The organism is Paenibacillus sp. FW101-FHT12H11 (assembly GCF_058790355.1).
Genome location: NZ_JBYTCO010000008.1, coordinates 286,675 through 311,752, shown reverse-complemented (window position 1 = coordinate 311,752; position 25,078 = coordinate 286,675). Strand labels below are relative to the sequence as shown.

The window sequence follows — 25,078 nt, the reverse complement described above, 5'->3', positions numbered from 1 at the left end:
AGTGGCTTATGCAAAACTATATATGGTCAGGTAAAAAAGTCCGGTTACGCCCCGTTCTGGCTTCGGATTGGGAGAAATTCCATCTGAATGATTTGGATTCGGAAGGTGCGAGGCACTGTGACGTCATCTATTTTCCTAGATCGGAAGAAGGAACCAAAGCTTGGGCAGCGAATCAGGCAGCGAATGTTCCGGTCAGCGATAACGTCATGCTCGCCATTGAAACATTGGATGGTGATCTCGTTGGGAGCATGAGCACTAGCAGCTGCGATCGGCGGCATGGCACTTTCAAATACGGCGTAGCCATTTTTCGCGAACATTGGCGTAAGGGATACGCTTCGGATGCGATAAAGATCCTGCTGCGGTATTATTTCGAAGAGCTGCGCTATCAGAAGGTTACGGCGCATGTGTATGCCTTTAATGAGGGCTCCGTGGCGCTGCATGAGCGGCTTGGGTTCGCTCAGGAAGGCAGGCTGCGGAATATGATTTTCACGAAGGGGCAGCACTTTGATGAATGCCTGTTTGGCTTGACGAAGGGCGAATATGAGAATTTGTTGAAATAACACGTTGGCAAAGGGACTAAAGGACCTAGCGATTATCGCTAGGTTTTTTCGTTGTTTTATGTGGTAGGGGATTCCAGGGAACTAGCGTCCGCTATTTCTCCGCTAATGCACATTTTGCATAGGTGAGGGGAACTACGATCCGCTATTTTGCCGAATTTTCCTGTAAACAACGTCATGGAGGACAAATAAAGGTCTGTAGTTCCGCTCAGAGAGGGAACAGGTCGTTTTTCTGGAAATAGGGGACTCCAGTTCCCCTAAGTGATCCGTTTGGGGAGGGAGAGCGACACTCAAATGATAATGAGAATTATTTTCAATTATGATAAAATAGTTTTATATAGAGGGGAATGAAAGGAATGACAGATTAATGAGAATTAGCGACCATATCGTCTTGTGGAATCATGTTCTCATTCGAGTGATGGACGTTCGTCGTATGCTGCTTGAGCCTGGTGAAGTAATGCGCGGATATCGCGTGCCGACAAGCGCTTTCCTATATGTCACGGGAGGCAGTGGACAGCTGCACATAGATGGAGTCGAAAGCCGAATGAAACGATTTCATGTTCTGCATGTAGGGAAAGGAATTCGCCTGGACATTGAGGCTGTGGAGCAGCTGGAATATTTCATGGTCCTGTACAAGGCAACTTTGCCGCTTCCGAGCCGTATTGAGCTAGTCAATCTGATGGAACGCGAGAATCCGTTCCAGCTGCGCTATAGTTTATCGCCTAAGTTTCCGATTTCCTGGATGCAGAAACTGGAGCATATGCATCAAATCTGGCAGGCGCCTAGCCCACTCGATAAGTTAAAGGTGAAGACGCTATTTTATCAATTGCTGTATGAACTGGTAGAGCAGCTGCACGAACAAGGCGTCGACGTCATCCCTCCCGATCTCGTCAGCCAAGCTGTCTATTATATGGAGGAACATTATCAGGAAACAGTGACACTCGAAGAATTGGCCGATACGCTGGAGTGCACGACTAGACAACTGCTGCGTTTGTTTAAAAATCAAATGGATACAAGCCCCATCGAGTATTTAATCGGGCTGCGATTGAACAAGGCGAAGGAACTGCTCGTTTATACGGACAAAACGTTGAAAGAGATTTCGGAGAGTGTCGGTTACACGGACAGTTACTATTTTAGCCGGATTTTTAAAAAGCAGGAGGGTGTCTCTCCCAAAAGATTCAAAGAGCTGCATGCTTGGGAATGGCGTCGAAATAATCCATTCTTACTGTCGAGATATCCCATTGTGGCAAGTGGGCTTAGACGCTATAGTAGGAATGGTTATGAGAATCATTATCAAAGCAGGGGAGAGGGAGATTCACAGATGTATAAGAAATCAAGAGCTTGGATGACTGCCATGGTCGTCATCTGTTTCACATTATTACTTAGCGCATGTTCAACGGGGGCAACGACATCGCCGAACACGACGAGCAGCGTGACGCCGATACCCAGCGCTAGCAGCACTTCAACTCCAGCAGCTAATAAGGAAGCCGATGCTCCGCGGGTCATTAAACACGCGATGGGGGAAACAACGATTAACGGTACGCCATCTCGTGTCGTTATTCTCACCAATGAGGGGACGGAAGCGCTGCTGGCAGTTGGTGTAAAGCCAGTGGGAGCTGTTATGTCTTGGCTGGGCGAACCTTGGTACGACCATATCAAAAACGATATGCAGAATGTAACGGTCGTTGGCGATGAATTGCAGCCGAATCTTGAACTAATTGCCAGCTTGAAGCCGGACTTGATTATCGGGAACAAAGTGAGACAGGAGAAAATCTACGATCAATTGAAGCAAATCGCTCCTACGGTGTTCGCGGCTGACTTGGTTGGGGATTGGAAAGTCAATTTCAAGCTGTACTCAGAAGCTGTAAATAAGAAGGACGAAGGCGAGAAAGCGATGGCTGCTTTCGACAAGCGAGTAGCGGAAGTGAAAGGGAAGCTTGGCAGCAAGGCGGCAACCAAAGTTTCGCTGGTCCGTTTCTCAGCGTCGCAAGTGCGTATTTATCAGAAACAAACATTTGCCGGTGTATTACTTAACCAATTAGGCATCGCACGTCCTGAGTCGCAGGATAAGGAGAATTTCATTGAAGTTTTGAATAAAGAAAATATCGCCAAAATGGATGGCGACGTCCTGTTCTACTTTGTCACGGAAGCTAAAGGCAAGACAGATGCAGCGAATGTGGTGAAGGAATGGCAAAATGATCCGCTATTCAAAAACTTGAACGTAGCAAAAACGAATAAAGTCATTCAGGTAGATGAAGGAATTTGGAACTCCGCAGGCGGATATAAAGCAGCGAACCTGCTGCTCGACGAATTGATTAAATACTTCGATGTCAAATAATAACGCCGCTTTACTTGACACGCGCAAGAGAAAACTGGCGGGATTGACAGCGGGAGCTGTGTTATTGCTTGTGCTTGCTTTAGCGAGCGTATTGCTGGGGGAGCACATATTCCGGCTGGGCGATTTATGGACGAGTTACAAGCATTTCGACGGTTCAAATGAGCACTTGATTCTTAGAACTACCCGGGTACCGCGGGTTCTGGTCGCAGCTGCAGTAGGCGCGTCGCTTGCCGTAGCAGGCGCCGTCATGCAGGTGTTGACGCGAAACCCGCTGGCTTCGCCTTCCATCTTCGGCATTAATGCCGGCGCTTCTTTATTCATCGTCATCGGGCTGGTCCTATACGGATCAGCTCTTACGATGAATATGATGATTTGGATCGCTTTTGCCGGCGCGATTTTCGTTTCGCTCTGCGTCTATGCGATGGCGATACGCGACAGCTGGTTCGAGCCGGTTAAGCTTACGCTTGCCGGCGCGGCGATGGGGGCTTTTGCCACGTCGATTACGTCGGGCTTAATTCTGATTAACAAGCAGTCGCTGGACGCGGCGTTGTTCTGGATGATCGGGTCCGTTTCCGGGAGGAAATTGGACCATTTATTGTCCGTAGCCCCCTATATGGCAATTGGCTTAGGTCTTGCGTTTCTGCTAGCCGGCTCGCTCAATATTATGGTGCTAGGCGAGGAAAGCGCCCGGGGGCTGGGGCAGCGGGTGACGCTCGTACGGCTGCTTTCGTCACTTGCGGTCGTTTTGCTCGCCGGGAGTGCCGTGTCAGCGGCGGGTCCGATCGCATTCGTCGGACTAATCGTTCCGCACCTGAGCCGAACGCTGATTGGCCAGGATCACCGCTGGCTGCTGCCGTGCTGCGCATTAAGCGGAGCTGTGCTGCTTGTGGCTGCGGATCTGGCTGCGCGTTTCGTCTTGATGCCGAAAGAGGTTCCCGTCGGGATCGCCATGGCGATGCTTGGCATGCCGTTTCTGATCCATGCGGCGAGGAGGAAGGCCAATGATTAAATCGCGCTCGAGCAGATCGATTATGATCATCATCGGTTTATTTCTCGCGATGATTGTAATCTCGATGTTATGCCTTTCTCTCGGCAGTGTAGGCATCCCGATGAACGAGGTGTTCCGCACGTTGATCGGGCAGAACTTGGGCAGCTCCGACCTGATTCTGCTGAACTTTCGGCTGCCGCGAATTCTTGCCGCTATCTTGATCGGCGCGGCGCTGGCCGTATCGGGCACGTTGCTGCAGGGAGCCATTCGCAATCCGCTGGCTTCACCGGACATTCTGGGCGTCACGGGAGGCGCATCAGCTGGGGCAGTTGCTTTTATGACGCTGTTCACTGGCTACAGCATTCACTGGGTTCCGGTTGTTGCGATGGTGGGAGCGCTTCTCGCGGTCCTGATCAATTACCTCCTCGCCTGGAAAAGAGGGGTATCGACCTACAGGTTGGTGCTCATCGGCATTGGTCTCTCGGCCGCGATGGGCGCCCTTACCATGTTTCTGCTGATTAGCGGGCCGGCTTATTTGGCGGCTCAAGTGTTGAATTGGATGACCGGCAGCATTTACGGGACAAGTTGGAAGTATGTGCAAGTCATTTTCCCTTGGATTGCCGTCTTTATCCCGCTTTCGCTTCTGTATGCCAAGGAACTGACGATTCAGACCCTAGGCGAAGCGACGGCTCTGGGGCTGGGCAGCCGGCTGCAGTTTAGCCGGGTTATGGTGCTGCTCTATAGCGTAGCACTCGCAGGTGCAGCTGTTGGGGTAGCGGGGATGATTTCATTCCTCGGCCTCATGGCTCCTCATATTGCTCGCAGGCTTGTGGGCAACTCGTATTCGCTCGTCATTCCCGTTGCGGCTTTGACCGGCGCAATTTTGCTGCTGCTGGCGGATTTGGCCGGGCGGATGCTCTTTATGCCGCTTGATATACCAGCAGGGGTATTCACGGCGGGGATCGGAGCCCCGTTTTTCCTGTACTTATTGTTTAAACGCAAGGGGATTGGTTAATACGATCCGCTAAGTTAGAACCGTCATGAGGATATTCCTCTGACGGTTCTTATTTGTTTTGGGGTAGGTTTTGCAGGGATGGCGTAACGGCGCGGTCTGACCACGAATGCGGTTTTCATTGTACGAAAGCTTGTACGCATTGTTACATGGCCTTCATGGAAGTTTAATACATCAGCGAAGCAGCACTTTTTGTGGTATATTATTGTGAGAATGGTTATCACTTGCACGGGAGGGATTCGGAGTGATTCGTGATACGGACCACGATGTGTTTTTAGAAGGGACATTGCTTGAACTGGTCAAGCTTGAAGTTATAACGGATATAGCCGAGTGGAAGCGAACGGCAGAGGAGGCTGCTCATCACACTTTGCTATTTTTTGTGAAGGTGAGAGGCCAGCTTCATCTCAATCAGAATGAAATCCCGATACATGGCAAGGCGCTCTGTCTGCTGCTGCCTGGCATGAGTGTCCAAGGGCTGAAATTGTCAGGCAATGCGAATAGTATGATTTATCAACTGGAATTCGATCTATTTCGAATAAAGGAAAATACGCAATCCCGTAAAGTTTATGACAGGGAGCTTCATTTTCCCGTGCAGGGGAATCTGCAGACGGATTTGCTTCTATTTCAGCGTAAAATGCAGCTGCTTGCCTCCGCCTATGGGACTTCCAGCGTAAGGGAGCACTTGCGGCAGCAGTATTTGTATGCCTTGGTGGAGTTGATTCTGAAGGATCAACCGGCTTCAATTACGACGCCGAAGGATGCTGATGCATCGCTGCAGCTTACGATTCAATATATGCAGGATGCTTACCATACCGACATCAATCTCGATAAGCTTGCGGAGATCGCGGGGATGCACCCGGCCTATTATTCGCAGCGTTTTAAGCAGAAAATGAATAAGTCTCCGATCGAATTTCTCACGCAAATACGTATGAACAAAGCGAAGGAAATTCTGCTTGTCTCTGCCCCGCAGATACGAGATTTGAGCGGACGCGTAGGCTATCGCGATGAGTTTTATTTTAGCCGCCGGTTCAAAGAGAATTCCGGATATGCGCCCACACAGTATGCAAGTGAGCCGTTAAGCAGCATTATTTCGCTGTCGTACCCATATACAGATCACTTAATGACTTTAGGTATTGTACCGAGTGCGGCCCAATTTCACCGTAAATCCTATTTGCCGACGGAATCGATTTCGCTGACTTTGCCGCTTCACGCCGCAGATTCTTGGGAAATAGGCCGAAAAACTTTCCTTGAAGCGCAGCCGGGTTTGATTCTCTGTAAAGATAACGTTGTTTTGAAAGCCAGAGAACATATTGGGGACATTGCTCCTATCATTTCTGTTCCTTGGGCATCACAGGATGTCTTTGATCATTTGGAAGCAATAGCCGAACTTGTCGGTCGCCAGCAGTTAGCCAAAGAGTGGATGGAGCGTCATGCCTACAAAGCTGATCAGGCCAAGAAACAAGTGAACAAGAAGTTCGGAAGTCCGACGGTGGCGATATGCCGCTTGATGAACTCGGAGATGAGATTGTACGGTGCCAGAAATGTCGGACATATTTTCTATCGATCTTTACAGTTGTCTCCTCCTAGTCTTATTGCGGGCGAACTTAATCAACATCGAGAAGGGACGAACTTCAATTGGATTAACGTAACACCAGAGGATATGACCCAATATGAGTCCGATTATGTCATCTTCTTGAATGCCACGAAGCAAGCATCGGCTAAACTTACGCAGCAAATTGTGACTGATCCTGTTTGGCTGCGTCATCCGGCGATTAGGCAGGGGCGCTATTTCATGCTCCAGTGGGATGAATGGATGGTTTATGCGCCGCATGCGATACAACAGCTATTGGAGAGGGCGGTATCGTTGCTAAGCGATTCTTCGTTAACGAGTTCACCCGTCAATATGAAAATAATCCAAGGATAAAATCTATAAATATGTCATGGACGAATACAGAGGAGATTCCTATAATGAATTTATTGATAATGATTATCAATATTAATGAGAGATAGGGATCACGTCCAGGAAGTTGGGTCTTTCAAGCATGAAACGAATTACATATGGATTGATTTGTGCCATGGCTATAATCGCCTTACTCATCATCATGTTTACAGCAATTTCGTTCGGGGCTAAGGATTTGACCCTGCGGACGGTATGGGCAGCCGTATTTCAGTATAATCCGGAGCTAACTACCCATCAGATTATTCATGAATTGCGTTTGCCCCGCGTTCTCGGTGCGGCGGTTATCGGAGGCGGCTTTGCAGTAGCAGGTGCGTTGATGCAAGGAATAACGCGCAATCCTTTGGCGGATTCCGGTATTCTGGGCATCAATGCCGGCTCAGCCTTTATGGTTGCTCTAAGCTTTGCATTTTTTCCGAATCTGCCGTATTCGAGCCTCATGGCGGTCTCATTTGTGGGGGCAGCTCTCAGCACAGGTTTCATTTTCTTGCTGGGATCATCCACGCCCGGCGGTCTAACTCCTCTGCGTTTAACAATAGCAGGCTCCGTGGTAGCTGCTTTACTGCATTCACTGAGTACGGGGGTTGCGATTTATTATGACCTTAGTCAGGATCTAGCCTTCTGGTATGCCGGTGGTGTTGCAGGAGTGAAATGGCAGCATGTCAAACTGCTTGTGCCTATTATTCTTTTGGCAATTGCAGGAGCTCTTGCGATAAGCCGATCCGTTTCGCTGATATCGCTGGGAGAAGATGTTTCTGCAGGTTTGGGGGTCAAAACGAACAGAATCCGCTTACTAGGTATTGTTCTGGCGATTATCCTGGCCGGTGTGGGGGTTTCAGCGGTAGGTTCCATTGGCTTCGTAGGTCTGGTTATTCCGCACATCGCCAGAAAGCTCGTTGGTGTGGACTATCGGTTTATCATTCCACTTTCGTCTTTGCTTGGAGCGATTTTGATGGTAGTAGCTGATTTAGCCGCCCGGATGGTTCATCCGCCCAAAGAATTGGCCATCTCCTTAATGATTGCTTTGGTAGGCGTACCCTTCTTTCTGTATTTAGCCAGGAAAGAAAGGAGGAGTTTGTCGTGAGATCGCGTCGTCCTATTCCTCGCAAAAACAAGAGTATCTTGGTGGGCATTTGTTTGCTTCTCATAAGCTTGGCTGTCATCTTAATCAGTCTGAATACAGGCTCGATTCGGCTTTCGCCCATGGAAGTTTGGCGAACTTTTCTAGGATATGGGAGCGCGGATAATCAGCTCGTCTTATTCGAGTATCGCTTGCCTCGGATTCTTATTACGATGCTGGCGGGTATCGGTCTTGGCGTATCCGGCGCTCTCTTGCAAGGGATAACCCGTAATGGTCTAGCCGATCCGGGCATTCTGGGACTTCATTCGGGTGCTGCATTAGGACTCATTGTATTCGTCAGTTTCTTTCACTCCATGAAAGGAACACCGACTTTGCTCATCCCGATTTTCGCTTTTGCCGGGGGTGTCATAACCGCAATTTTGATTATGGCCTTGGCCTATGACCGGTACAAAGGAATTGTGCCCATACGGTTGATCCTTGTCGGCATTGCCGTTGCAGCAGGTTTTAGCGCTGTGACGCTCTTTCTGTCGCTACGATTGGATGATGCGACGTATAGTTTTACAGCTAGATGGCTGGTAGGCAACGTGTGGGGAAGAGATTGGGTGCATGTTATTGCACTGCTTCCATGGATTGGCCTGTTCGTTCCTTTCGCATTAACCAAGTGGAAAATTCTGAATTCTTTTTCTCTCGGGGATGAAACGACCTCCGGGCTGGGCATTGCCGTGAGTCGCGAACGCTTGCTTTTACTGTTGACGGCGGTTGCCTTGTCGAGCGCAAGTGTGGCAATGACCGGTGGTATTGGCTTTCTTGGCTTGGTGGCGCCGCATCTGGCTCGTCGATTGGTTGGACCGATGTACCAATATGTACTGCCGATTGCGGGCTTGGTTGGACTCGTTATTCTGGTGGCCTCCGACACGATTGGGCGCTCTATCTTTCAGCCTAACGCAATCCCGGCAGGTATTGTTGTAGCTGCTGTTGGAGCTCCGTACTTTTTATTTTTGCTGGCAAGAACGAAATAACCAAACAACGAAACAACGAAAACGTAAATAAAAAAGGGGTTTTTTATCGTGAAAAAGAAAAATATGGTCGTCCTGAGTATGATCAGTTCCTTATTCGTCCTGACCGCATGCGGTCAATCCGCTGCACCTAAAGAAGCAGCGTCCGCCGCATCAGCCGCACCTTCTGCATCGGCTGCAGCTGTGACGAGTACAACGAAGCCAGTAGAGAAAGAACCGCGTATTGCGTCGCTGTCCATTCATTTAACGAATGACTTGCTTGCGCTGGGCATTACGCCTGTAGGTTCCGTTATGGGTGGCGATCTTAAGGCCTTTCTGCCGCATGTCGCTGACCGTTTGCAGAACACCAAGAAGCTTGGCGTTGTAGCTGAGCCCGACATGGAAGCTTTATTATCCTTGAAGCCTGAAGTGATTTATTTGGATGAGGCTTTCTCAGGCAAGGATGTCGCGAAGTATGAAAAAATCGCAGAAACAGAAATGTATAACTTGGACGAAGGCACATGGCGCGACCATTTGAAGAAAATCGGTAAACTTGTGAACCGTGAGCAGCAAGCGGAGACTTACATCAAAGATTACGAGAAACAAGCTGCGAACGTAAAAGGACTTATTAACGCTAAGATCGGCGACGGGAAAGTGATGGCGATTCGTGTAACTGCGAAAGAGCTGCGTGTTATGGGGATGAAGCGTCCGCTGGGCCCTATTTTGTTCACAGATCTAGGATTGAAGCCGGCAAATAGTGTGGAGAAAATCAACAAAGCGTATGAAACGATTTCGCAGGAAGTTCTTCCTGACTATGATGCCGATGCGATTTTTGTTATTGTGAACAATGAAGATGGGGCGAAAAAGCTCTTTGAACAGCTGTCATCTAACCCGATTTGGAAAGGGCTTAAAGCGGTCAAAGCGGGTCATATTTACCCGATTGCTGATCAGCCTTGGCTGGATTACTCAGCCATTGGAAACAAAATGGCGCTTGATGCGGCAGAAAAGCTTTTCGCTAAATAAAGATTTATGAGTAAAGTAGCTAGGACGAGAGCCTGACGGAGATTTACCCGTTAGGCTGTTTGTTTTGCTCACGAAAGAGGGAACAATAAAATTAATTTTACCCGGGTAATATTGACCTTTTAATTTTACCCGGGTATAATTAGCAGGGTAATCAGAGAGGAGGTCAACATGTATATGCTAACGAGCTTGTACTGCACGGCATTTTTGGGCGTGAGAGTCGTCGCCAATGGTTTGATAGAGCACGTTGTTACTGCTGTGAAGGAAACTCTGGATGACAGGGACCTCACACAGTTGCTTTTATTTAACGATTCCACGGGGAAGCCATTAGATGTTGATTTTCGTGGCACGACAGTTGATGTGCTCAAACGATTGGGAGAACAGTTTGGTGACTTATCCAGTAAGGAAGAAGATCACCAACCTACAGGACGGGTCGGTCGACCCAAGTTGGGCGTTATATCCGGTGAGGTTACTTTATTGCCAAGGCATTGGGAATGGCTCAAGAGCCAACCTGGTGGGGCATCGGTAACATTAAGAAAACTCATTGATGAGGCCCGCCGCGCCGGAGTTGAACAGAGCAATGTCCGAGAGTCGCAAGAAGCAACTTATAATTTTATGACAGCTATGGCAGGGGACTTCCCTCAATACGAAGAAGCTCTTCGGGCATTGTATGCTAGTGATTTGGAGCGGTTTTACCATTTCATTCATGACTGGACACCTGATATTAGAAACCATGTCAAAAAATTAGCCGTTCATGCGTTCCCTGAAGGGAATTTATGACTGCGAAAGGAGACACTATGACAGCGTTTAAATCTATTCGTTATATCGAGCCATCACAACGTGCCGGCATGAGGTTCATACAACGAGGCATTGAGGGCAGCATCGTCATGTTGAACCTGCTGCGGTTTCGTGATGTTGCCGATTACACAGCCAATCCTGAACTAGCACCAAAGGACGCAATCAGCGGTGCCGAAGCGTTCAACCGCTATATTGAACACACCCTTCCATTTCTCCGTGAAAGCGGAGGTGAAATCTTGTTTCTTGGCGATGGTGGAGAGTTTCTGATCGGACCTGAAGACGAAAGATGGGATCTTGTTATGCTGATACGCCAGAGCAGCACGCAGTCGTTTCTTGCTTTTTCAAGTCATCAAGACTACCAGGCCGGTATCGGGCATCGAACTGCAGCGATCGAAGATTCACGCCTTCTGCCTATAACAGATCTTCCGATACCCAGTTAAATTGAAGGAGAACATGATTATGAACATTCTGAAAGTAAACGGCGTTGATTTGGCCTATGACAGTTTCGGCAACGAAAATGACGAGGCTATTATCCTAATCGCCGGACTTGGAACCCAGATGATCCGATGGACGGTTCCATTTTGCCAGACATTAGCAGCGCGGGGCTTCCGCGTGATCCGCTTTGACAATCGCGACGTAGGTTGCTCGACACACTTTAGCCATTATCCGACGCTGGATTTTGAAGCACTTGCAACTGCTCTCATGTCAGGGCGGCGACCGGACATCCCTTATACTCTCGATGACATGGCAGGCGACGCTATCGGGCTTCTTGACGCCCTTTCCATTGACCGGGCACATCTCGTTGGCAGGTCGATGGGCGGAATGATCGCCCAGATTGCAGCTAGTAGGTATCCTGAACGAGTTCTATCACTCACCTCTATGATGTCCAGTTCCGGGAATCCCACTCTTCCGCAAACATCCCCGGATGTCATGGCGATGATGACTACGCCGGCGCCGAACCCTTTTGAGAATGAAGCAGGATTTGTGGCGCACAGCCTCGCTTTTGCCAAACGCATCGCTGGCACCGGCTATCCGTTTGAAGAAGACGCTTATCAAGCACTCATTCTGGAGGAAGTCCAGCGAGCCTACGATCCGGGCAGTGTCGGACGACAAATTGCTGCGATCGCCGTCTCCGGTGACCGTCGTCCGCGGTTGGCGACCATAAAAGTACCAGCACTTGTCATTCATGGGGTGGACGATCCCCTGTTTGTCCCGGCGTGTGGCGAGGACACAGCTACTGCTATCCCGGGCGCTGAGCTGTTGTTGGTTGACGGCATGGGACACGACCTGCCGCACCAGTTGTACGATGTAATCGTTGATGCCATTGAGCGAACGGCTCGTCGCAATTGAGAGGCGTTAAATAAGGATTTATGAGCTATTTCTCAGTTGTTTTCATATGGCTGGGGGATAGCTTTTTTGCGTCTGGTGAGGTGGCCGTATGGTGAATTAGGTGGGAGAAAGTTGAAGGGTTAGTAAAGTAGCTAGGAAGAAAGCCTGACGGTGATTCACCCGTTAGGCTGTTTGTATTGCTCACGAAAGAGGGACCACAGGCTCATGCGGCAGCTTGAGGGGAACTGTAAGGCGCTATTTCGCTGAAAAGGTACAGTTTCAGGTGTGAGGGGAACTACAGTCCACTATTTTGCCAATTAGACCCGCAATGCGGGTCGCGGATGCAATATAAGACCCTGTAGTTCCCCTCTGCGAGGAAAAAGGCCAATTTCCTCCATATTAGAGGCCTCCAGTTCCCTTAATAGAATTTTCGCAATCTCCTTGGAAGACGAGGCGGAAATTAGTTACATCTTATGTAACTTTCAAGAGAACGCATCTCCCCTGAAAGCCCCTTCATATAATAGAGAAAAAATACATTTACATTTCATTTACGCCAACAATGGGGCAATATTTTTCCCAAGTGAGCAAGCAAAAGGTGGAAAAGAAGAAGTGCCATCACTGCTGAGATGATAGCGTTTTATTGAAAACAAAATGCACGTTTCACGCACAATGCATCATCCATTTTACGCCATTTTTTAACATCAGGAAGTTAAAATGCTTAACGCTTTCAGGAAAAATAAAGCAAATGTGCCGGATCAAGCACCATCGCTTTTACAATAACTACATGGTTAATTCCCCCAAAAATCATTGTATGTAAGATAAATTGACCGTATAGTACCGTTAGGAAAAAACCAATTTTATTTAGGAGGGAAACTAGTGAAAAAGAGTATCACGTTGACATCTCGCGTGCTTGCTGCCGTCATGATTGCGACCTCGTTGTTCGCAGCAGGGATTGCTCCTGCACAGCCAGCCTATGCACAGCCAGATGCCACGAACGTCTTTGCCACAGCAGGAGTTACTGTTTCCGCAAATGGGTATGTGTCTGACCAAGCAGCCCCAGCACATGCGATTGACGGTAATCCGACCAGCAACTGGGTTTACAAGGGGGATACGAATCCGCCTAGTCAGGAGAATCCTTATTGGCTGAAAGTTGATGCCGGTGCAGAAGCTACTGTGCATCAATTTGTACTTGCACATGCCGGTTATAGCGGAGCGCCTGACATCTACAATACCCGGGACTATACGATTGAAACCAGTGAAGATGATGTGCACTGGAATCCTGTCGTATCGGTTACAAATAATACATATGGCCTAACGACCCATAATTTAAGCTCACCGGTTACGGCTAGGTATTTTAAACTGAACATTACAGATCCTGGCAGTGCAGATCTAACAACAGGTGAATATTCAGCTAATATTTATGAATTCCAGGCTTTTGGATTTGTAGAAACCAAACCGCTTGTTCCTGTAGTTACTCCGCTTGCGTCTGGCAGCAATCAGGGTTTGCTTGGTGAATATTACTTAGGAAACAGCGATTTTAGCTTTGGAGCTTACAAAGCAACAACCGTTGATCCTCAGATTAATTTCACGAATCTCGATCCCATACTGCAATCCTGGACGGGGCAACAGGACCATGCGAATGTTCGCTGGACAGGGCAAATTATGCCGCCCCAATCGGGAGATTACACCTTTTACATGATGGGTGACAACGGATTTCGCTTATGGGTCGATGATAAGATTGTGATTGATCACTGGGTGAATGACTGGGACAAGGAGCAAACGGGCAATGTCGTCTCCTTGGAAGGTGGAAAGAAATACAATTTCAAAATTGAATACTTTGAAGATACAGGCGGTTCCAATTTGTATCTGCGTTGGTCGACGCCAAATATGGCCAAGATTATCGTGCCGAGCAATGTCTTCTACTTACCTCAAAACTACACGGGACCTATCGCAGGAAACATTCTGAAAGATGGTTCTGGCGCTTATCTGACAATGTCCTCGGATATGAATAACTTGCCCGCAAATCTAGGAGCTCACCTGACGGTTACAGCTGACGATCAGCCCATTCAGGTTCCTAGCGTTGAATTAGGCAGCACCCCATCTATGCTTAAACTAAATTTGGCAACGAAAGTTAAACCTAATCAGGTTGTTAAAATTTCGTATGACGGGCAAGCCAATTTGCAATTTGCAGATGGAACGGTTGTTGGGAGTTTCATGTACATTCCTGTGAATGATGTGGTCGATTACTCCCCGATTGCCATTGCGATGTCTTTCAATGGAAGTCCCAAAACGAACCGCTCGTTCGCTTGGTATACAAGTTACGAAAAACCGGATAATGCACCGGCTAACATAGCGGATAGCATTGTTGAGGTTGTAACGGCTGATAAAGATTTTGGCTCATCAGATGTGAAACGTTTCACTGGAAAGCCGGAAGAAACCAAAATTTTAAATCTCAAAATTACAAGTTCGACGAATGGCGCGTTTATTAGCCATAAAGCGTTGGCGGTGGGGTTAACGCCAGGAACTGCCTATAAATACCGGGTGGGAAGCGACGGCAACTGGAGCGAAACCGGCAGCTTTACAACGGAATCACTGATTGAAAATGATTATGAGTTCCTGTACATGACGGATTCGCAGGGTTCGAATTCACATGACTATGAAGTTTTTGCAGACACGATGAAGCAAGGTCTTGATCATTACCCGAACTCCAAGTTTATGGTGATGACAGGTGATGAAGTGGATGCCGGTTCTCTGGAGTCCCAGTGGCTTGATTATTTTGGAAAACCGCAAAGCATGTTTTTGAAGCTGCCAATCATGGCTGCGGTCGGTAATCACGAAGGGCCTTATAACGACAATTATTATTATCATTTTAATTATCCAAATGATTCCATTCAAAATCCTCTGCCACCAGGCAGCGTGTACTCGTATGACTACGGCGATGCCCACATTATGGTGTTGAACACGATGGATATTGGTTGGGATGACCGCCAGAAAGAATCTTTTAGTCAGCAAGTGGAATGGTTGAAAAAAGAAGTAGCCGAGACGGATCGGAAGTGGAAGGTCGTGGCTTTCCATAAGGCCATTTATTCACTCGGGAACCATGCGCTTGATTCTGATATTTTGAGTATGAGACAGATGCTTTATCCTGTGTTTGATGAGCTTGGTATCGACGTGGTTTTGCAAGGACATGACCACACGTTCATGAGATCTTATCAAATGTACAACAACGCACCGGTTACGAATGTGCAGAAAGATCAGAATGGGAATGCGCTGAATCCGGACGGTACCCTGTATATGATCAATAACTCAGCCGGTACGAAATATTATGATCTCCAAAATGGCGTTGATCGCTATTATGCTGCGGTCTACGAACAGCCGTATCAACCGATTTATTCGGGCATCCGTATGACGGAGAACAGTTTTACGATTGATTCGTATAAGTCTGGTCAGGAGCAGCCTTTTGATACGTATACGATTGTTAGAAACGACGCGAAACCAGCTCCTGTCGCACAATTGGCGGCGAGCAAGACGGCGGACGGTAAAGAGCTTCTGACGTGGATGGCACCTCAAGTTGCTAACCCTGAGGAAGATGCGGTCAGAGGTTTTAGAATTTACGAAGTAGACGGGAAATTAGGCATGAACTGGAGTACCTATGTGCCGGCTGTCAAAGACCAAGCGAATTATCAATTTGTTGTAACGGGTACACAGCCGGGGCAATCCTATAAATTTGCAGTCAAAGCCGTTGATAAACGGGACAACTCCGTAGCAAGCACAGTGAGCACAGCTTTAGCAGCACCAACTGCACCTGTGGTTGATGATGGACGCAACACGTTCGGTTGGACGAATGTTCCTGGTTATGCGAACACAGCTGATTATGAATATTCCGTTGACGGCGGAGCTAATTGGCTGCCTGTAACGGCTAATCCACAGCCGGTCGGAGATAACGATTATCCTGCGGGTGCCGTACAGGTGCGCATCAAAGCGAACGTTACATCAGGGTTAGCAGCCGGTCTTTCTCTGGCTTCGAATCTGCCGTTTACCACAAATTTCGTTGAAGATACGTATAAAATCACGGGTGAACTCAAAAGAGGAGAGCAATTGCAGCTCGATGTGACGCTGGAACCGCTGGCTAATTATAGCAGTGATGCTTATATCGTGTTTGAATTGCTGGAAGGCGACAAACCGATTCTCATGAATGCCATTCCGATCAAGCAAAACAAGTTGACATTCAAGCAATATTTTAACGTCGTAGGAGCGGAATACAAAGTAAAAGCATTCATTTTCAACCAATATGACAGTGAACTTCGCGTACCGCTTCAATTAGCAAGACCTAAGTTGTTCGAATAATGGAATGAAGAGAGGAACTGACGACGGTGAAAAAATATATAGCGGCCATTATGGCGTTGTTGTTCGTGCTCTCACCGGTTTCGGCTCGCGCAGCAGCTTCATTTACACTTGCCCTAAGTGTAGATGAAGTGCAGCGTGGCGGCGAAATCCAGCTGTCCGGGACGGTTGCGAACAATGCGAAAGATGTAGTGGTTAAAATTATTAGTCCTAATCAAACGACGTTTTATATTAATGCAATAACTCCTGTAGAGGGAAGCTATACTGCGAAGGTTACGATACCGGATGACAAGGATTTTGCACCTTATGGTTTCTACAAAGTGATTGCCGGTAGTGATAATCTAACGGAAACCAAAAATTTTATAATTATTGATCCGGATGGTAGCGGAACAGATCATGAACATGGTGATAATCAGACAGGAAACGTTGGAATCACACCAACAGACCCGAACACCATCCCAACAAATGCCGGTAAAACCGCAGATGGCATCGTTCAGCCCGAGAAATCCTCAGACGGACGCTACCTGCTCGGCAGTGAAACACTGAATCAGGCCATCCAGCAAGCCAAGGATTCCTCCGTTACGGTTCAAGTGCCGGCAGCAACTGGCGATGCAGGCACGGCGCTGGAGTTCCCAGCGAAATCCTTGCAGGATTTGAAGGATAAGAACCTGGATCTCATTCTTACCTATGAAAATAGTACGCTTCGTTTCCCGGCCAACGCCATTTCGGCTTCAGACGAACAGCAATCGCGCATTCGCATTGATCTGAATACAGTTTTAACATCGGATGCGAAAAGCTTGTTGAATCAATCGCTTCAGTCCAATCCGGATTACAAGACAACCGGCGTTATTCTTTCCGTTGAAATCAAACTGATTACCGGAGACAACACGGTTGAAATCCATCATTTGGACAAACCTGCTGTAGTAACGATGAAATTGACGGAAGAGCAAGAGAAGGCAATTAGATCCGATCTGGCCGGCGTGTATCACGTGAGCGGAGCTAATGTTGAATATGTGGGAGGAACTGTCTCCAAAGGAACTTTCACTTTCACGGCTGAGCATTTTTCCTACTATACAATTCTCGAGTATAACAAGACGTTCGCAGATCTCGCAGGACATTGGGCGGCAAAGTCTGTTCAGTCGCTTGCAGCCAAACATATCGTTGAAGGCGTAGATGAGCAGCATTATGAGCCAAATCGGAGCATCACACGGGCAGAATTCGTTACCCTGTTAATGCGTGCATTGAAATGGTCCGGTCATACAACTCCGCAAGCGGGTTCAAATCCGTTCTCGGACGTTGCAGTTAATGCTTATTACTCTGAACAAGTCATTGGCGCTGCATCTCTAGGTATTATTTCCGGTTATAACGGAGCATTCCGACCGAACGATATCATTACACGTGAAGAAGCTGTTGTCGCGCTTGTTCAAGCCGCCAAGTATTTCAACGTAGTGGGGTCGAATAAAGCTGAACCGGCTTTTGCCGATACAAATGATATTTCATCATGGGCTGCTGCTGCGGTCAATCAAGCTTGGTCAAAAGGATTAATTGAAGGAGATGGCGCACGCTTCAATCCGAAAAGTTCCGTTACACGGGCTGAAGTTGCGGTCATGATCACTCGGTTGCTGCCGAACGGTTCTTTATAAAACAAAGCGGGAGGACCCCATCGTAATGTGGAAACGCAAAAAAATAATTTCAGTTGTAATGACGGTATTGTTCTTATATAGCTTGCTGGCGCCGTTAGCATTGGAAGCCGTTGCTGCGGCTGCGAATCCCTCCATTCAAGGAATTGAAACCAGAAATGTGGCTTTGAATGCCACAGTAACAGCATCTGGACAATGTAATGTGAATGAGAGTCCAAGTAGCGCAGTTGATGGCAAGAATGACACGAAATGGTGCGATAATTCAGGTGTAGCCAATAAGTGGTTAGCACTCGATTTAGGCAAAGTGTATAACATCAATGAATGGATTGTAAAAAACGCTGGAATCAGTGAGTCGGGGAATTTCCCCTTCTGGAACACCAAGGATTTCCGTTTGCAAAAAAGTAATGACGGACAAACTTGGGAAGATGTCGATGTCGTAAAAAATAACGTGCAGACGATTCTTAACCGGTATGTCCCAGCGTTCTCTGCCCAGTATATCAGGTTCTTTGTGGACAAAGCGGCTTACGACAGCAACACGGTTCGTCTGTATGAGCTGGAAGTATACGGGGTGGATGCCGATCAACTTCCGGCTTACCCGGCGACTAATCTTTCCCCTGTGGATTACGTAGACCCGTTTATTAACACATTGGGAGATAACGGGCAGACGAATCCAGGTCCAACCACGCCATTTGGTTTGGTTTCCTTAGGACCGGATAGCGATGGCGGAGCATTCAGCGGATATTATTACCAGGATAAATATTTAAAAGGTTTCTCGCATCTGCGTTTTAGCGGCGTAGGCTGCAGCGGTGGGGGCGGTAACATCTTGATGATGCCGGAAACACGCTCTTTTACAAAAAATAGTGCTGAGTATAAGCAGTTGTATGATAAAAGCAGCGAAAATGCTTCTCCAGGCTATTATGGCGTGAAGCTTGCATCCGGAATTGGCGTTGAACTTACAGCTTCTCATAATGTTGGTTTCCACCGTTATACGTTCCCAGCAGCAGATACGGGTTCAGTACTGGTTGATCTTTCCAACTCTTATGCGGGTATGATTGATGCTAACCTGACTGTTGAAAATAACAACGAGATTTCAGGTATGATTCAATCCAAGAATGTGTGCGGACATGGGTATTACACCATGTATTACTCCATTCAATTTGACCATGATTTTGACTCCTACAGTTCTTGGCAGGGAGATGCAGTTGGAACAGAAGCTAAACGCAGCGGTTCCAACAGCGGCGTATGGGTGAATTTCAATACAAAAGACAATAAAGTGGTTCAAGCGAAGGTTGGTCTATCGACAATCAGCGTCGATCAAGCGAAATATGAACGTACGCATGATATCGCAAATTGGGATTTCGATGCTCAGCGGAGCCTTTCCAGAAGTAACTGGAGCAAAGAGCTGAACAAGGTTGAAATTACCGATGCTGATGAAACGAACAAACGTGTATTCTATACGCAGTTGTATCACACGTTCCTTCATCCCAATAATGTAACCAGCTCAAATGGGACATTTAAGGCAGCAAGGGATGAGAACACGATTCGCCAAACCTCTGAGTTTGGTAACGATTTTGACTATTACAATGGTTGGACGACTTGGGATGATTTCCGGAAATATTCCTTGTTCTCCCTGCTAGAGCCTAAGAAATACGAAAACATGGTGAAATCCATGGTTGACGTCTACAATACCCGTGGTTCCTATCAGCAGTGGGGGGAAGGATATTGGCCGAGCCCAACGGTAAGAAATGAGTTTAATGGAGCCGTTATTGTCGATGCTTATGCCAAAGGATTCACTAATTTCGATGTGTACAAAGCGCTCAAAGGCATGGCTGTTGATGCGGACAATTTCTCGATCAGCGACACCGAGATTTCCGGGAAACTGGAAAAGGCAAACAGCGCTTCCTTCCCAATGAAGTTAGCTCAGTTGATCGGAGATCGTGAAACTTACGAGAAATACAAAAACGCCGCTTTGTCTTATAAGAGCCTATGGAACGCCACTCAAGTCGATGAGAAAGGCGACCAACGCGGCTTCTTCACACCGAATGGACAAACCGTAAACAAACAAGATATTTTAGCCGTCGATAAATACGCTTATCAAGGCAATCTTTGGTCGTATCGTTGGTCCGTACCTCAGGATGTGAATGGATTGGCGAGTCTAATGGGCGGTAAAAAAGAAATGGCGGAAGAGCTTCAGCATTTCTTCAAAATCAACGAGTACATGGCGATTAACGAACCTGATTTACATGTTCCTTATTTGTTCAACTACTTGGGATATCCTTATTTGACGCAATATTATGCAAGAGAATATACAACGGAAGTCGTTACGCAAAAATATCACAACCATGGACCTTACGCATTCCCGATGAAATCCCGTGTTTATCGTGATGATCCAGAAGGATATTTGCTATCGATGGATGACGATGCAGGCGGTATGTCTTCGTGGTTTGTTTACAGCAGCATGGGCTTGTTCCCAGGAAATCCGGGGGAAGCGAATTACTTGATTGGTTCGCCTATTTTCTCTGAATTAAAGCTGCATCTGGATAATGGTAAAACTTTTACCATCAAAGCGAACAACGTTTCCAGTCAAAATCGTTTCATTAAATCGGCACAGCTGAATGGCAAGAATTTCGATCAAGCCTGGATTACTTACGACGACATCATGTCGGGCGGTACCTTGACATTTGAAATGGATGCCAAGCCGAATACAAGCTGGGGCGCATTGGCAAGCGCAGCACCTCCGACGATGGATTATAATGCCGACATTACCAACACATTAAGTCATCAAAAATTGATTGCCGAACAGTCTGTATGGAAATACCATGATAAAGGCCAGTACGCAGGCGATGGCTGGATGAACTTGGCTTTTGATGATAGTTCTTGGGCTTCTGGACCCGCTTTGTTGGGGTATGACAGTTTGGGCAGAGTAAAAACCAAAACAAGCTATGGTCCGGATGCGAACAATAAATATCCGACGACCTATTTTAGAAAAACGTTCGAAATGTCTGATGTGAATGATATTCTTGAATTGGATGCTAGTCTGATCCGTGATGACGGGGCAGTCGTATATCTGAACGGACATGAAATTATCCGTACGAATATGCCGACAGGTGAAGTGAACTACAACACCAAAGCAAATGCAACCGTAGGCGATGAGCGGGATCGCAATAGCTATGTGATTGACCCTTCGTATCTGGTGAAAGGCACGAACGTCGTGTCCGCAGAGGTTCATCAGGTGAATGCAACGAGCTCGGATATTGCCTTTGAGTTTAGTCTCGAAGCGGTGAAAAAGATGACGAAGCCAGTAGCGCCGACAGGAGCTGTCGTGGATGATAAAGCTAACACCTTCGGATGGACAGCTGTCCCTGGTTTCAATCAAGCAGCTGACTATGAGTTCAGTACCGACGGCGGCGCGAAGTGGAAACAGGCAACTGCAAATCCGCAGACTGTAGGACCGCTCGATTATGCAGCAGGCCAGATTCAAGTTCGCGTTAAGGCAAATGAAGACTCGAATATAACGTTTGGTCATGAATTGATCTCACAGGCGGCTTTTACATCAGACATTCAATGGGATGTTTATGATCTCAAAGCAGATGTAAGCCGGAATGGCAATATGGCCGTTAACGTCACGGGAACATTGAAAGGCGATTACGGCGATTCCGCTGTTGTTGTCTTCCAGCTCATGGATGAGAATGAGCGGGCATTAATGTCCAATAGCGTGCCTGTAGAAAAAGGAAGCTTTCAGCTTTCGCAGCAATTTAACGTAAACGCAAATAAATTCCAGATGAACGTTTATCTGGTCGATGCCTACAACGGGAATATCTATGATTCCCTATGGCTGGCGGAACCGATTGTCTCGAAGCCTGAGCCTGGAACTCCTTCAGGACCGAAGCCTCCGGTCGTTGTAGACCCTGAGCCGCTTCCGGATCCGCTTCCGTTACCTGACAAAACGGAGGATGAGGAAGAGCCGCCTACACAGGATGGCTTAACGATCCAGTTCGAGGATCGCACCGAATGGTCACCGGATGTTAATACTTTTAACAATGGCCCATTAAAAACAGAAACAGGGAATAACGGAACGGTTGTATCCAACACGTTTAACGGAGCTTGGCTTTCTTTTGACCAATTTAATTTTGGTACCAAAGGCGCTAATCAGATCACGGTTGAATATGATGCTCCGACGAATAAAGTGCCAGTGGACAGTAAGCTGGAAATCAGATTAGGCGCACTGGATGGTGAACTGGTCGGGACTGTCAACTTGACAAATTCCGGGAATGGTTGGGGAACCTATAAAACGGTGAGCGCTCAATTGGACAAAACCGTAACAGGGCTGCAGAAGGTATATGTGGTCATGAAAGGCAGCACAACAAGCGCTCTTCCCTACATTGGAAACTTCGACCGTTTAACCTTTGCAATGGGTAGAAATGACTTTGCGAAGCTGGAATTGGAAACCTATGATGATTGGTCGACAGACCTGAATCCGGGGAACTCACAACCCTTGAAAACAGAGGATCATAGTGGCAGGAAACAGGTAGCTAATACTTTTAATGGTGCATGGCTTGTTTATAAAGGAATGAATTTTGGCTCAGAAGGTGTTAACCGCTTGTCCATTGAGTATGCAGGTAACTCGACGAATACGGCAGCCGATTCAGCCGTCGAGGTTCGTTTAGGTGGAGTCAACGGTAAGTTAGTTGGAAAACTAGCAGCACCTCCGACAGCTAGTGGATGGGACACCTATAAGACGGTTTCCGGCGATTTAACTCAAAAGATTACCGGGATTCAAGATGTGTACTTCGTGCTCACGGGAACGACAAACGCGACATTGAAATACATCGGAAATTTCGATAACGCCAGCTTTTCGTATGCCAGTCCAACTAGAAGCGACTATGCTAATTTGGAGCTGGAGAAGTACGATGAATGGACAACCGCATTAAATGTGTACAACAATAATAATCCGCTCAAAACAGAGGATCAAAATAACAGGACTCAAGTAGGCAACACCTTTAATGGCGCATGGCTTGCGTATAAAAAAATGGATTTTGGCACGCAAGGTGTTAACAGCTTATCCATTGAGTATGTAGGTAACACTTCGAATACGGCGGCCGATTCAGCTGTCGAGGTTCGATTAGGCGGAGTTAACGGTACGTTAGTCGGGAAACTCGCAGTACCTCCGACAGCAAACGGGTGGAGCACCTACAAGACGGTTTCCGGCGACTTAACTCAAAAGATTACCGGTGTTCAAGATGTGTATTTCGTGTTTACGGGAACGACAAGTGCGACATTCAAATACATCGGTAATTTCGACAAAGCTAGCTTTTCGTATGTATACCCGATTAGAAATGATTATGCCAAATTGGAGTTGGAGAGCTTCAATGAATGGTCAACAGCTGTAAATGTGTATAACAATAACACACCGCTCAAAACCGAGAAACCAGCAAATACCGATAGGGAACAGGTTGCCAATACCTTTAACGGTGCCTGGCTTGGTTTCAAGAATATGAATTTCGGCAGCGAAGGCGTGGATCGCGTAGCCATTGAGTACTCAAGCAATAGCGGCAACTGCGCAGCTGATTCAGTTGTAGAGATTCGCTTGGGTGGCGTCAACGGTACGTTAGTCGGGAAACTCTCCACACCTCCGACGGCAAGCGGATGGGGAACTTACCAAACCGTGACGGCTGATCTCACTCAAAAGCTAACAGGGCTTCAAGACATCTATGTTGTCTTTACAGGAACAACTAACTCCACCAAGAAATACATTGGTAATTTCGATAATGTTAGGTTTTCTTTAAACGTACAGTAACATACAGGCTGTAAGTAAATAATGATGAGGGCTATTCCAAAGGTCAATGACCGAGGGGTAGCCCTATTTTCATAGCCAATTAGGCGAAAGGATTCGCGGTTTCAAGGATTCTGGATAATCTTTCCCCGATAGGAAATGATAAATGAAAGTAAACATCAGGAAGAGATCACGTGAATTTACATAAAGGAGTCAACCATATGGAGTCAACCGATATCCCATTGACATCGTCTGAAATAGGTAACTTGTGGATGACCTATCAAGAAAAAACCATGTTGCTTCGCTTTTTGGAATATTTCCTTGAAAACGCTGAAAATGAAGAAGTTAAACAAATTCTGAGAACAACGTATGACTTCAATGATCAAATAGTAGCAACGATCAAACAAATTTTTGAGCAAGCAGGAGCTGTCGTTCCGCTTGGATTTACGGCGAATGACGTCAATAAAGGGGTTCCCAAGTTATTTGATTATCTGTACGAACCGATGTTTTTGCATATGATCAGCAAGATTGAAGTTCCTCTTTTTGCTTTTCATTCTACCATGTCCTATCGGAAAGATATCAGAGAGCTTTTCAAGCAGCTAACAGCAAATTCACAAGAGATGTACGATCAGTGCGTGCAATTCCTGCAGGAGAAAGGAGCTTTATCGCGGCCCCCCTATATGTCCATGCCCACGGAAGTAACCTTTATTCAAAATGATAATTATTTATCTGGGTTCAATTTGTTTAAAGATAAGAGAGCGCTGAATGCAATTGAGATTTCGCTCTTACATCATTCGATTGAAACGAATCTTACAGGTATGCAGCTGATGATTGGTTTCGCTCAAGTGGCTCATGATAAGAAAGTGAAAGAATATTTTGTGAAAGGCATGAAATTGTCCAAAGAAGTTGAAACGACCTTGGGTGAATTTCTGCGCGAGGATTACATAGAGCCTCCTGCCACTCACGCGGGAAAAGCGACCAACTCTACCGTTTCTCCATTTTCCGATAAAATCATGATGTACCTCACCAATTTATTGGGCTCGTTCGCGGTTGGCAGCCACTCGCTTGGGGGGGCTTTCAGTTTGCGTAGTGATCTACCGCTTGCACTCGCAAAACTTGCTCAAAAAATTATTCCCTTTGTCAAAGATGGCGGAGAAATCATGATTGAAAATGGTTGGATGGAAGAGCCTCCACAAGTCGAAGATCGCAGACAGTTAACCAAATCGTGAGGGTCAGCAAATGGATA

General features: G+C 47.1%; 15 protein-coding genes. All 15 read left to right on the top strand.

Translation table 11 applies throughout. From position 1 onward, the window contains the following. The first annotated feature begins 8 nt into the window (after window positions 1–8). On the top strand, window positions 9–560 hold the full coding sequence (locus tag AC3WTJ_RS25735) for a GNAT family N-acetyltransferase (RefSeq protein WP_492524244.1): 552 nt from the start codon (window positions 9–11) through the stop codon (window positions 558–560). Window positions 561–924: 364 nt separating this feature from the next. Then, window positions 925–2,895: an ABC transporter substrate-binding protein gene (locus AC3WTJ_RS25730; protein WP_492524243.1), complete on the top strand. Its 1,971-nt coding sequence runs from the start codon at window positions 925–927 to the stop codon at window positions 2,893–2,895. Further along, window positions 2,885–3,904, top strand: a complete 1,020-nt coding sequence (locus AC3WTJ_RS25725; RefSeq protein WP_492524242.1) for a FecCD family ABC transporter permease — start codon at window positions 2,885–2,887, stop codon at window positions 3,902–3,904. The genes AC3WTJ_RS25730 and AC3WTJ_RS25725 overlap by 11 nt, the downstream gene beginning before the upstream one ends. Then, window positions 3,897–4,898, top strand: coding sequence for a FecCD family ABC transporter permease (locus AC3WTJ_RS25720; protein WP_492524241.1), 1,002 nt, complete (start codon window positions 3,897–3,899; stop codon window positions 4,896–4,898). Before AC3WTJ_RS25725 ends, AC3WTJ_RS25720 begins: the two co-directional genes overlap by 8 nt. Window positions 4,899–5,139: 241 nt before the next feature. Next, window positions 5,140–6,819 carry a helix-turn-helix domain-containing protein gene (locus tag AC3WTJ_RS25715; RefSeq protein ID WP_492524240.1) on the top strand — a complete coding sequence of 560 codons (1,680 nt, stop codon included), beginning with the start codon at window positions 5,140–5,142 and terminating at the stop codon, window positions 6,817–6,819. A gap of 151 nt (window positions 6,820–6,970) precedes the next feature. Continuing rightward, window positions 6,971–7,936, top strand: coding sequence for a FecCD family ABC transporter permease (locus AC3WTJ_RS25710; RefSeq protein WP_492524313.1), 966 nt, complete (start codon window positions 6,971–6,973; stop codon window positions 7,934–7,936). After that, complete coding sequence (locus tag AC3WTJ_RS25705; protein ID WP_492524239.1) at window positions 7,933–8,952, top strand: FecCD family ABC transporter permease; 1,020 nt, start codon at window positions 7,933–7,935, stop codon at window positions 8,950–8,952. Before AC3WTJ_RS25710 ends, AC3WTJ_RS25705 begins: the two co-directional genes overlap by 4 nt. Window positions 8,953–9,015: 63 nt before the next feature. Further along, the gene (locus AC3WTJ_RS25700) at window positions 9,016–9,951 is read left to right on the top strand and encodes an iron-hydroxamate ABC transporter substrate-binding protein (protein ID WP_492524312.1); all 936 of its coding nucleotides are present in this window, start codon (window positions 9,016–9,018) and stop codon (window positions 9,949–9,951) included. Between the two features lie 168 nt (window positions 9,952–10,119). Beyond that, window positions 10,120–10,728: a DUF2239 family protein gene (locus AC3WTJ_RS25695; protein ID WP_492524238.1), complete on the top strand. Its 609-nt coding sequence runs from the start codon at window positions 10,120–10,122 to the stop codon at window positions 10,726–10,728. A gap of 17 nt (window positions 10,729–10,745) precedes the next feature. Then, entirely contained in the window at window positions 10,746–11,186 is a 441-nt protein-coding gene (locus AC3WTJ_RS25690) for a DUF1330 domain-containing protein (protein WP_492524237.1), read from the top strand. A 19-nt stretch (window positions 11,187–11,205) separates the two neighbouring features. Next, entirely contained in the window at window positions 11,206–12,096 is an 891-nt protein-coding gene (locus AC3WTJ_RS25685) for an alpha/beta fold hydrolase (RefSeq protein ID WP_492524236.1), read from the top strand. Between the two features lie 855 nt (window positions 12,097–12,951). After that, complete coding sequence (locus AC3WTJ_RS25680; RefSeq protein ID WP_492524235.1) at window positions 12,952–16,422, top strand: PA14 domain-containing protein; 3,471 nt, start codon at window positions 12,952–12,954, stop codon at window positions 16,420–16,422. Window positions 16,423–16,448: 26 nt separating this feature from the next. Then, complete coding sequence (locus AC3WTJ_RS25675) at window positions 16,449–18,062, top strand: S-layer homology domain-containing protein (protein WP_492524234.1); 1,614 nt, start codon at window positions 16,449–16,451, stop codon at window positions 18,060–18,062. Window positions 18,063–18,087: 25 nt separating this feature from the next. Beyond that, complete coding sequence (locus tag AC3WTJ_RS25670; RefSeq protein WP_492524233.1) at window positions 18,088–23,856, top strand: glycoside hydrolase domain-containing protein; 5,769 nt, start codon at window positions 18,088–18,090, stop codon at window positions 23,854–23,856. 197 nt (window positions 23,857–24,053) lie between these two features. Further along, entirely contained in the window at window positions 24,054–25,061 is a 1,008-nt protein-coding gene (locus AC3WTJ_RS25665; protein ID WP_492524232.1) for a DUF3231 family protein, read from the top strand. Window positions 25,062–25,078: the final 17 nt, after the last annotated feature.

What these genes read in the sequence shown, in the direction of transcription:
- AC3WTJ_RS25735 (WP_492524244.1), top strand. Translation starts at nt 9, where the DNA reads ATGCAAAACTATATATGGTCAGGTAAAAAAGTCCGGTTACGCCCCGTT.
- AC3WTJ_RS25730 (WP_492524243.1), top strand. Translation starts at nt 925, where the DNA reads ATGAGAATTAGCGACCATATCGTCTTGTGGAATCATGTTCTCATTCGA.
- AC3WTJ_RS25725 (WP_492524242.1), top strand. Translation starts at nt 2,885, where the DNA reads ATGTCAAATAATAACGCCGCTTTACTTGACACGCGCAAGAGAAAACTG.
- AC3WTJ_RS25720 (WP_492524241.1), top strand. Translation starts at nt 3,897, where the DNA reads ATGATTAAATCGCGCTCGAGCAGATCGATTATGATCATCATCGGTTTA.
- AC3WTJ_RS25710 (WP_492524313.1), top strand. Translation starts at nt 6,971, where the DNA reads ATGGCTATAATCGCCTTACTCATCATCATGTTTACAGCAATTTCGTTC.
- AC3WTJ_RS25700 (WP_492524312.1), top strand. Translation starts at nt 9,016, where the DNA reads ATGGTCGTCCTGAGTATGATCAGTTCCTTATTCGTCCTGACCGCATGC.
- AC3WTJ_RS25695 (WP_492524238.1), top strand. Translation starts at nt 10,120, where the DNA reads ATGTATATGCTAACGAGCTTGTACTGCACGGCATTTTTGGGCGTGAGA.
- AC3WTJ_RS25690 (WP_492524237.1), top strand. Translation starts at nt 10,746, where the DNA reads ATGACAGCGTTTAAATCTATTCGTTATATCGAGCCATCACAACGTGCC.
- AC3WTJ_RS25685 (WP_492524236.1), top strand. Translation starts at nt 11,206, where the DNA reads ATGAACATTCTGAAAGTAAACGGCGTTGATTTGGCCTATGACAGTTTC.
- AC3WTJ_RS25670 (WP_492524233.1), top strand. Translation starts at nt 18,088, where the DNA reads ATGTGGAAACGCAAAAAAATAATTTCAGTTGTAATGACGGTATTGTTC.
- AC3WTJ_RS25665 (WP_492524232.1), top strand. Translation starts at nt 24,054, where the DNA reads ATGGAGTCAACCGATATCCCATTGACATCGTCTGAAATAGGTAACTTG.